Below are 9,994 nucleotides of genomic sequence, written 5' to 3'. Positions count from 1 at the left end.
CAACGATTTCAGGCCAAACTCAAACAGCGCGCGCCGATTGAGTACCGGCACGCGCTGGCTGCTTAGCCTTTTTTCACTTGTCTACTTGACAGGGGTATGACCAGGATTCAGGCCAAAGAACACCTTTATTCTTCTATCTAAAATAGAGGCATATAAGCTAAACTTAAAAAATTCACATGGAAAACGGAGACTAACGCTTCGCCCTTGGATCGAGCACATCCCGCAGCCCGTCACCCATCAGGTTAAAGCCCAATACGGTCAGCATGATGGATATTCCCGGGAAAATAACTGTCCACGGTGCGTTCTGGATATATTGGCGCGAATCTGACAACATTTTGCCCCACTCCGGTTCAGGAGGTTGTGCGCCCAAGCCGAGAAATCCAAGCGCTGCTGCTTCAATGATCGCTGTCCCTATGCCCAATGTTCCCTGCACGATGATGGGCGTCAGGCTATTAGGCAAAATATACCGCAGTATAATGCGTGCATTGTTCGCCCCAAGCGCTCTGGCCGACGTAATATATTCCTCCGTTTTGACACTGAGCACCTTGGAGCGAACCAATCGTCCATATGTTGGTACATTTACGATCGCAATGGCGTAAAGCGCATTTTCCAGCGAAGGCCCTAAAATGGCCACAATAGCAATGGCCAGCAAAATCCCCGGAAACGCCAGTAAAATGTCGAATAGCCGCGAAATGATCATGTCCGCCCATTTCCCATAAAATCCTGCGATTAGACCTAAAGCTGTCCCGACGATCATTGATCCAATAACGGACAGAAAGCCGACCCACAACGAAATTCTGGCCCCGTACAGCGTACGGCTCAGCAAATCTCGACCGAGATCATCTGTGCCAAACCAATGCTCTGCCGAAGGAGACTGCAAACGGCTAACCAAGTTTTGCTCTTTATAATCAAAAGGAGCAATCCAAGGCGCGATCAAAGCAATGATAATAAAGAAGACAATAATACTGAGGCCGACGAACGCCATTTTATTATGCTGAAATGCCCTCCATGCGTCTCTCCAAGGACCGGACACGACAGGCGAAGTTGTCAATACCGTGCGTGTCGTCGATATGTTGTTGGGTTCCAACGAAAATTGTGACATCGGACAAGCTCCCCCTTGAGCAATTGACGACTTGATTACTGGTAATGGATACGTCGGTCAAGGACCGCGTACAGCAAATCGACAATCAGATTGATGATGACGAACAGAAACGCAATGATCAAAATTCCGCTTTGAATCACCGGATAGTCACGCGAGCTGATCGCTTCAAAAATGTACCGTCCGATGCCAGGCCATGCAAAAATGGTTTCCGTCAGCACTGCACCGCCCAGTAGCGAGCCGGTTTGAAGACCGATGACAGTAAGTACGGGAATGGCGGCATTTTTAAGTGCATGCTTATACACCACTTGAAAAGATGCCAGCCCCTTCGCCCGAGCCGTGCGGATGTAGTCCGCATCCATAACCTCCAGCATGCTGGAACGGGTAATACGGGCAATGACCGCCATCGGGATGGTTCCCAGTGCGATACTCGGCAGAATCAAATGCTTGATGACGGTCCACACCTGATCCATACGCCCCCCTATGATCGCATCAATAATTGCCAAATGCGTCACAGCCTCTACCGGATCACGGGAATTCATGCGTCCAATGGAAGGAAGCCAATGCAGCTTATTCGCAAATATCCACTGCTCCATCAAGCCCAACCAAAAAATCGGCATCGACACCCCGACAAGCGCTACAACCATGCTGACATAGTCGAACCAGGAATTTCGCTTCCAGGCACTCACGATGCCCGCGTTCATCCCGACCACAACGGCAAAAAACATACTCGCCACCGTCAACTCCAGCGTAGCCGCCAGATAAGGAACCATTTCCCGGGCAATCGGCTGCCTGGTGCGAATGGAATCCCCCAAATCTCCGTGTGCCAGCTCGCTCAGATAGGTTCCATATTGCTGGAGCCATGGCTTATTCAGTCCCAGCTGCTCTCGTAGCGCCTGTTTGGACTGTTCTGTGGCCTTGTCTCCCAGTATCGTTTCCGCAGGATCACCCGGAATAGCATGAATAATCGAAAACACGATGAGAGTCATGCCCAGCAACACAGGAATCAACACGGCCATCCTTTTGACAATATATGCATTCATATCAGATTCACCGCCTGCTTGCGTTTGGGCTATTCAAAATAAATATTTCCGTACGATTCAATACCTGCTGGAGAAGGTACAAAACCCTTTAGGTTCGCTTTCCCCGCCATCAGCGGTATGCTGTGTACCAGTGGAACCCACGGCGCATCCTCTTTAATAATCACTTGCGCTTGTTTATACAGTTCCGCACGTTTATCCTGATCGACCTCAACCTGCGCCTTCACCAATATTTTATGAAGCTCTTCGTTCACATAAAAGCTGCGGTTATTGCCTGGAATCGTATCCTTGTCCAGCAATGTGTACAGGAAGTTATCCGGGTCGCCATTGTCCCCGTTCCACCCCAGCATATATATATCGTCCTTCTCCCCGGCCTTCACATCATCCAGATACGTAGCCCATTCCGGCGATTGAATGTTTACTTTGACACCTATTTTTTCAAAATCGGCCTGAATAGCCTCTGCCACCTTTTTGCCGTCAGGCATATACGGACGAGATACAGGCATGGCGTAGAAGGTTAACGGCTCAGGAAGCCCGTTAGGGAAACCCGCTTCTGTCAGCAAGGCTTTGGCCTTCTTCAGATCATAGGCATAGTCCTGAATGCTATCATTATATCCCCATAACGTAGGTGGCATCGGATTGACCGCAGGCTTGGCTTGCCCGGCAAACAATGCATCAATGATGGCCTGCTTGTTCACTGCATGGTTCAGCGCCTGCCGTACCTTGGGATTAGCAAATATCTTTTTCTTTAAATTAAAGCCAATGTAAGCCACATTAAAGGAAGGGCGTTCAATTTTCACCAATTCACTGTTACCTTCCAGTTGCTTCGCATCATCCGGATTCAAATCCTCCATCAGATCAATTTCTCCATTTTGCAGAGCATTAAATCGCGCGGTATTGTCGGGTATGGAACGAACAACGACCTTGGACAGCTTCGGCTGCCCCTCTTTCCAATAGTTTGGATTTTTCTCCAGCGTGATGGTATCATTCCGTTTCCATTCCTTAAATACAAAGGGTCCTGTCCCGACTGGATTGCTCTTGAAATCAGCCTTTTTTTCCTGAATAGCCTTGGGACTTGCAATACTAAAGGAAGGCATAGCGATATTTTGTAAAAAAGGCGCCTGCGGCTTGTTCAATGTAAACTCGACGGTGTTGGTATCTACCGCTTTGACCTTCTTAATCACCCTGCTTCCTTCAGGTCCGAACATTGAATCATAATAATCAAACGAGTCACCTTCAAATTTGTATGGACTTTTGGGATCAGACCAGCGCTCAAAGTTAAACACAACCGCTTCTGCATTAAAGTCAGTTCCGTCATGGAATTTTACGCCCTGACGCAGCTTGAATGTATAGATCAGTCCATCCGGTGAAACTTCCCAGCTCTCTGCGAGCCCCGGCTGAATCTCTGTTGTGTTTTCCTTATATTCCAGCAGTGTGTCGAACACCTGCATTCCGATTTTTAACGACTCGCTTTCAGTCACAATGGCGGGGTCCAGCGCCACGGAATCTCCACCGCGCCCATAAATTAGCGTATCCTGCGCACCTTTTCCCGCTCCGCCCGGCGGTTGTCCTGCCTCTGGCTTGGCTCCTTCACCTGATCCTCCACAACCAGAAAGCGCCAGAACAGCACCCAGCGCAAGCACCAGCAGTACAGTCCAGATTTGGTGTTTTACGTACTTTTTGCTCATGCAGCAAACCCCTTTCACACCTCATATATTGTTAAATCGTTGATACTGGATGGAAGCCAAACCTATGGGCTGGCATGACAAGCTTGTCCTCAAGCTGTAGTCCCAAGTTCCGAGTTCATCAAATAGGTGTAATAGCAGGGCAAGTATGTAGTTTATACGGACAGGCTTTCGTTGAAAAATACGAGCAAAAGAAGCTTTCACAATCTAGTGGCTGAGATGCTTTAGAGTAAATGAGTAGATGTACTTCAAAGGAAGAGGAGTATGTTAGATCGTGGTGAAAGTGTGACATATACTCACAAGCAGTGAATATTATGTTGAAACAAAGTTGATTAATGGATACTTTACTATAAAATTTGGAAGCAGACAAGGGTGTTTTTTATACATTACGATATGTTTTTAGCCATCATGTTAATTAATATTACAAATAAGCTTACACAAGCATTTTAAACAAATGCTCCTGCCTGTGATTTTCTCAATCCAAGCAGGAGCATGACTTTATTTTAAAAATGTGTCCAGCACTGAACCAACAGCCGCAGCTTGAGCCCCTGTGACGATGGAGAAATGATCGCCAGGCACTTTATGGGTGAACATGTCTCCCTTACAATATAAGTCCCATCCTTTAGATCCCAATTTCCAGGTATGTTCTGAAATAAACAAACATACAGGGGCTCTCACCGCTTGATCTGGCTGGTAAACATGCTGCATTTTAACCCATAACCTTTTTTGGGTTCAGCTATATAGAGGCCAGGAAGAATACCTCTTTACAATAAGGGCAGGCGGTCGCCTTGAACCGCCTGTCTATTTATATTTTAGGCGTCATGGCTTGGCTCAATAGAAAATGAGGTTGTCTGAATATGGGTTTATCAAAACATTATTTTGTTGTTTTGAATACACCCAGACGGTTCAGCACTACAAGTAAACGATAAAAATCGTAGCTGCTTGGCAGCTTCGCATCCACAATCGGGCTTGCTGGATTCAAGGCCATAGCGGCAGCCATTGCTTCCTTCGCCCAAGTCGGTACAGGCATAGCCTGACGGGCCTCCAGTTCAGCTACTCGCTGATCTACCTTTTTAATATATGCACTCTGTTCATTTAATGTCTGTTTGAGTACATCTTTGCTATTTTCAAGCGCTGCGACCTGCTGTTGCAAGGCCTGAAATGCCGCTTTTTCCTCTGCTGTCATCGGCTCATCCTCCTCTTCTCCTGCAAATGCCTGACGTAGCTCGGCCTCTGTTCCGGCGTATACATTCAGGTCAACAGGTCCTTCAATCCCGTCAACCCGTCCACTATCGCTGTATTGCCAGAAATCCCAGCGCTTCCACGCCGTGGTATCACTGGGCACCCGCGTGCTATACCTGGCGATCCATAGCTTATAGCTACCCAACGGAACTTTGAAATGGGCAGCAAAGGCATTGCCGGTATATACCATCGGCTTGCGGCCACTTGCCCGTTCAAACTCCGTTAAAAATGTCAGCGCAACCTCATGAATCGCCGCTGAGCTAAGCCCGCCCGGATTGTTTTCATAATCCATCACCGCTGGAAAGTCCAGTGCTTGTGCGCCACCCACCTGATCCAGCACCTCAGCGAAATGCCTTGCTTCCGCTTGTGCTGCGTTTACACTGGTCGCATCAACAAAATGGTAAGCTCCCAGCAGAATCCCGGCTGCTCTCGCCCCTTTTGTATTCGTGACAAATGTCGGATCGACGTAGCGCTGTCCTTGACTCGCTTTAATAAAGGCAAACGATTTGCCATCAGCACGTACACGTTTCCAATCAATCGTTCCCTGGTAACGGGACACGTCAATGCCTTCGGCAGCGTTAGGGCTGCGGTTTTGCATAAGGCGCTCCCTCCTTATCTATCATGATCTTGTGTCCCATCTATGTCTTTGTTATCCATATGCTTGGACTATTGAAATGGTCCGGGCTTTTCCAGCTTTGCGCCGAAAATCAGACAAAAAAAGGCCTCATAACTGACCTCTTGACTGGTTACTGGCGACACTTTATGATGCTTTATTCCCTTTGTCGGAAGGGTCTGTTGGATTTTTCTTTTCCACACTCGACTTGGATTCAAAAATGGCTACCGCATTACGTAAAATATCTGGCATCGGCACCCCCATTCTGCCCACATTTTCAATAATGGACAGCAGCTCGTTCGCCAAATAAAAGAAAACGACGGCATCCCGGAAATAATGTGCATCCCCCAGAATACCGTCGATCAGATGAGCCACCGTAATCATCAAAAAAACCGTAACCTTGCGAAAAATACCATAATAGCCGTCTCGGCTTTTCAGTTCTCCGTTAATCCAGGCCGCAGCCCAGCCGGTGAAAAAGTCGATAATGACCATCCATAACAACAACGTCAGCATCGTCGTCCACCCTCCGAAAAAATAACCGATCAGGGTCCCCGTGGAAAACCCCAGCCAAATCTGATCGATTTTTTCATGCATATTTGTTCCCCCTTTTGAACCAAGGTGTAAAGTGAATGCCCTTGGGTTGTCCAAGGGCACAAAAAAAACACGCTCCGTCTTGGGCGTGTTTTTTATCTGTGTTTACACTTAATGTGTGCTAATTGCTCTAATTTCCTAAGAAATTTATTATTTTGTTTTTTGTTTTTATATTGTTTTCTTACGGAAAATGGAGTTATACCATTTAACCGTTTCTGCCTGTGTATTCATAAGATCGGCATATGACGAATCATTTTCGTTACCCGGTACCAGATCAGAACGATTGGACAAAATAACTTTCATCACTTGTTCACGCTGTTCTTCATCTAAAATGTAACTTCCAAGGATAGTTGTTAAATCCCCCTCTCCCCGATCATAGCGGGTAATACAAGCTTGAGAACAAATGCGCAACTGAGCCTCTGTTAGAGCTGACATAGTTATCACTTCACCTCTTTTATAATTTCTTGCTATTTATATAGCAGTCAATACACGTCATTTTCCTGTACTACCGAGCATGAGCTGAGTTAGTGTCACTTCGAGATCGGCTATACGCTGCTTCAATTGATCTTCCCCACTTGGCTGTTGCTCCGCTTTTCGTGTCAGTTCCTTGATCGCTTCGTCACTTAATCCTTCACCCCAAAATGTTGTCGGATCTCTTCGTTTTGGAGCCGTAAACGTCTGAGCAAAATAAACGGGTTCTTCCCCACGTTCGTTTTCCAGCTTGCTTCGCCATTCATCATGCAGCTTCTGAAATGAAGCTTGAGATTCCTTGCTGAGCTGCTCATACGTCTTCTGGGCCTCTATCAGCTTTTCGTCATATTCCGTTTCATAGGTCAGCCAGCCTTGAATGTCAAAACGAGGATGATAGAAGCCCTGTGGCACTGGAATACCCACGGTATAGCCAGCAGGGATGGTTCCCAAATTCGCTTCACCCATGGCACTTGAGCTATCGGTAGTAAGCTCATTGGTGTCTAGCTGCTGTTCTGTATCAGAGAGCGTGAGCGAAGATGGAGTATAAAAAGGGGCGACGCCTGAAAAGGCATCGTCCACCAACTCGTCCTCCAGATAGAGGCCGTCTGTATTTACTTTAGGTACTGCTTTCATGTGTTATCCCCCTTTATTATTCAGCTATAAATTGAACGGCATCTAAACGTACCCAGCCGTAACCCCCTCTTCCTACTACCTCCACACGTCCGTCAGGGGATATAGCAATTACGGCTATTTTGTCGGAAGACACCGCATCGGATGCAGGACAGTTTAATACCGTTAGTATTTTAGGTCGGTACCCTTCTGGCAATTTAAAGAATGTGACAGTTGCATTAGAAGTCGGTACCTTTATTGACCCGTGCATCTTAATTAGATTATCTGACATTTTAATGTACTGAGGCTGCATGTCCACTGACGATGTTTCTGCTGTAACTCCATTAAGCAATGTTGGTGTAATCCACGACTGATTATCCTTTTCGGCCTTCTTGTTTTCCAGCACTGACACTCGCGATGTTGCTTGTTGCACTCTATCTACCAAGTCAAGCAGCAGCGTTTTTTCGTTAATTGCATATGAGCCTATGATTGGAACTACAGGTGACTGAGCTAGAGTTAAAAATGAAATCGTGTAGGTTATCATTTTATCGTAATTGGTGGATGGAGTCTCAGCGTAAGCCCAATCATATGCAGTAGTAAGCCTCCATTTCGAATCTTTCCGACCATTTGTATAGACGCCTAGAATTTTTCTTGATGGGGTACTCAAATAGCTGGTAACATGTGCTTTAGCCCCAATAAAGGCCGTATTATTATATTCAAAGACTGACGCTCGTTCCCGCAGCACAATCCCCGAACTGACTTCTACCTGATTGTCTCCATCAGTAAGCGTTAGCTGCCCTTCGCTAACAATAGGCTCTACTGTAGGTGTTGCGAGTTGGTATACAAGCTGGTACGGTGTACTAAAATCAGCAGCTTTTGTTGTCGGCAAGGTGTTGGTATAGTAATCTGTACCGCCAGATTTTAAACTGCCCCATGCTTTTACTCCACTTGTATACGGGGCTGTTGTTACTTGGTCGCGCATCCTCCATCCCATAAAATACGCTTTAATCTCGTCCACACTTGGGTTGTAGCTATCTCCCCATCCACTATCTGCAACACCAACGGTGATTACTATCGCGTTATCGGTAGGATAGATACCGTTATGCTGGTCTGCCGCCCCACCTACGGAACTCCCCTTATTGTCCAGTATCCGTCCGTCATATTTTGATACTAAGGCATTACGTGCCGCAGAAGCCCCAGCAACTCCTACGTACTGGAATAGCTGCACAGCCTTAAATCCTGTACCTGATACAATAGTATTCAGCGTCCAGGGCATTGAACCATCAAGCGTCAGCCCTTGCCACTTCTTGGCCTTGAAGTATTGCCCGTCACGCTCGAATACTGTATCTGCATTTGCGCCTGTAACTGGATCGGCGTACAGGTCTGTTTGCAACGCCAGCATAGAATCCTCACGTGGCTTGAATGGCTTAGCTGTGCTGCCAACGTTGAGAATTGGATTGTAAAATTTACGTTTCGTACCTACAGGCCAACTCCAGGCATTAACTTCAAATTCATTCGTGTATTGTGTAACACCACTAACATTCACACCAATTCGAACAGCAGATGCATCCACCTTTATAACCCGTGATTCACCAGGATTAATAAATATGCCTTGAATACGTGTTCCTGCGTTGTTAAACGCGGATATCCGTACTTTACCTGTGCTTTCAGCCGGATTAGTAATCGAGTACTCTTTGTTCGGAATTACATCAAGATAAATAACTGCATATGCATCAGTCCCTATTGCTCCGCTCAAAAGCTCTCCCTCAATAGAATACGGCGAATTAATAGATATCTTATGACCTGTTGTTTGCCACTCATAAAACGGTGGGAGTAAATTCTCCCCGTACCGAATCGCATAAGGATTACGCACAGGCATTACGCTGTCCACATATGGATATTTGACAGCTACCTGTTCAGCAGTCATGCTATCCAGCGCAGCATATTCTGAAGCACTAACCTCATAGAGACGAATAGCATCTGCATAAAAAGCTTGACCGGTTGCTGTTGAAATCGATGAAACTTCCAGGTTTGTCGCTGTATCGTTTGCTGGTGCATATTTTGTATAAATCGTTACAAATTGACTCTGATCCACGGACTGCTTGAGTGCCTTATTACCGCCTGCCGAAAAATTAACATAGATATTGTTTGAAGCATTGATGTTTTTAACATCAGCTAGGGCGATATAGTACCCCCCGCCAGTAAGCTTTAATCCGGTGCTGTACACGTTATACACGCCGGAAGCATTCTTTGCAGTGACCTTGACAGACCCCGCCCCCTGCGCCTTATTAGATGTATCAACTGCAAGATCAGCTTCCCAACCTAAAAGGCTGCTGATTTGGTCGCAAGAGCCTGCACGCCCAAGCAAATTCACCAACGTACGCCCGCTCAGCCCCGTGAGCGAAAATGGCGCAGCCTTTTCCGCATGAACAATCTGCACCCCGGGTTCCAGAGTTACCGTCTTACGCTCCGTCGTATCCAGACGCTTCTTGATCTCATTCACACCATCATTCACATCACCTGCAAAATCATCTACAGAGCGCCAGTTTTGATCCAAATATTTATCCAGATCAAAATACGTTGTTTTGGGCGACGTGCGGTCAATTTGATTTAAGCCAAGATTTGGTGTTTTCTCACTTGCCAT

At 46.6% G+C, this 9,994-nt stretch carries 8 protein-coding genes; all 8 read right to left on the bottom strand.

Features of this window, described 5'->3' with window-relative positions; genetic code table 11:
• Positions 1–190: 190 nt before the first annotated feature.
• The 8 genes from nikC to LCF57_RS26975 all read right to left on the bottom strand — a co-directional run bounded on the left by nikC (position 191) and on the right by LCF57_RS26975 (position 9,994).
• Complete coding sequence (gene nikC, locus LCF57_RS27010) at positions 191–1,102, bottom strand: nickel transporter permease (RefSeq protein ID WP_226003420.1); 912 nt, start codon at positions 1,100–1,102, stop codon at positions 191–193.
• Positions 1,103–1,137: 35 nt separating this feature from the next.
• Entirely contained in the window at positions 1,138–2,142 is a 1,005-nt protein-coding gene (locus tag LCF57_RS27005) for an ABC transporter permease (RefSeq protein WP_226003419.1), read from the bottom strand.
• A gap of 29 nt (positions 2,143–2,171) precedes the next feature.
• On the bottom strand, positions 2,172–3,827 hold the full coding sequence (locus LCF57_RS27000) for an ABC transporter substrate-binding protein (RefSeq protein ID WP_226003418.1): 1,656 nt from the start codon (positions 3,825–3,827) through the stop codon (positions 2,172–2,174).
• Between the two features lie 871 nt (positions 3,828–4,698).
• Positions 4,699–5,664, bottom strand: a complete 966-nt coding sequence (locus LCF57_RS26995; protein ID WP_226003417.1) for a glycoside hydrolase family 25 protein — start codon at positions 5,662–5,664, stop codon at positions 4,699–4,701.
• 162 nt (positions 5,665–5,826) lie between these two features.
• On the bottom strand, positions 5,827–6,273 hold the full coding sequence (locus LCF57_RS26990) for a holin family protein (protein WP_226003416.1): 447 nt from the start codon (positions 6,271–6,273) through the stop codon (positions 5,827–5,829).
• 165 nt (positions 6,274–6,438) lie between these two features.
• The gene (locus tag LCF57_RS26985; RefSeq protein WP_226003415.1) at positions 6,439–6,705 is read right to left on the bottom strand and encodes a hypothetical protein; all 267 of its coding nucleotides are present in this window, start codon (positions 6,703–6,705) and stop codon (positions 6,439–6,441) included.
• A 57-nt stretch (positions 6,706–6,762) separates the two neighbouring features.
• Positions 6,763–7,374 (bottom strand): hypothetical protein, encoded by a 612-nt coding sequence (locus LCF57_RS26980; RefSeq protein WP_226003414.1) that lies wholly within the window; start codon positions 7,372–7,374, stop codon positions 6,763–6,765.
• 16 nt (positions 7,375–7,390) lie between these two features.
• On the bottom strand, positions 7,391–9,994 hold the full coding sequence (locus LCF57_RS26975) for a hypothetical protein (protein ID WP_226003413.1): 2,604 nt from the start codon (positions 9,992–9,994) through the stop codon (positions 7,391–7,393).

It is taken from the genome of Paenibacillus sp. BJ-4 (assembly GCF_020404765.1).
In the GTDB taxonomy this organism is placed as follows: domain Bacteria; phylum Bacillota; class Bacilli; order Paenibacillales; family Paenibacillaceae; genus Paenibacillus.
The sequence above is the reverse complement of the archived record's forward strand: the minus strand, read 5'-3'. Positions and strand labels throughout refer to the sequence as shown.

Coding starts and splice junctions, on each gene's coding strand:
- LCF57_RS26990 (WP_226003416.1), bottom strand. CDS start 6,273: ATGCATGAAAAAATCGATCAGATTTGGCTGGGGTTTTCCACGGGGACC.
- LCF57_RS27005 (WP_226003419.1), bottom strand. CDS start 2,142: ATGAATGCATATATTGTCAAAAGGATGGCCGTGTTGATTCCTGTGTTG.
- LCF57_RS26975 (WP_226003413.1), bottom strand. CDS start 9,994: ATGGCAAGTGAGAAAACACCAAATCTTGGCTTAAATCAAATTGACCGC.
- nikC (WP_226003420.1), bottom strand. CDS start 1,102: ATGTCACAATTTTCGTTGGAACCCAACAACATATCGACGACACGCACG.
- LCF57_RS26985 (WP_226003415.1), bottom strand. CDS start 6,705: ATGTCAGCTCTAACAGAGGCTCAGTTGCGCATTTGTTCTCAAGCTTGT.
- LCF57_RS27000 (WP_226003418.1), bottom strand. CDS start 3,827: ATGAGCAAAAAGTACGTAAAACACCAAATCTGGACTGTACTGCTGGTG.
- LCF57_RS26980 (WP_226003414.1), bottom strand. CDS start 7,374: ATGAAAGCAGTACCTAAAGTAAATACAGACGGCCTCTATCTGGAGGAC.
- LCF57_RS26995 (WP_226003417.1), bottom strand. CDS start 5,664: ATGCAAAACCGCAGCCCTAACGCTGCCGAAGGCATTGACGTGTCCCGT.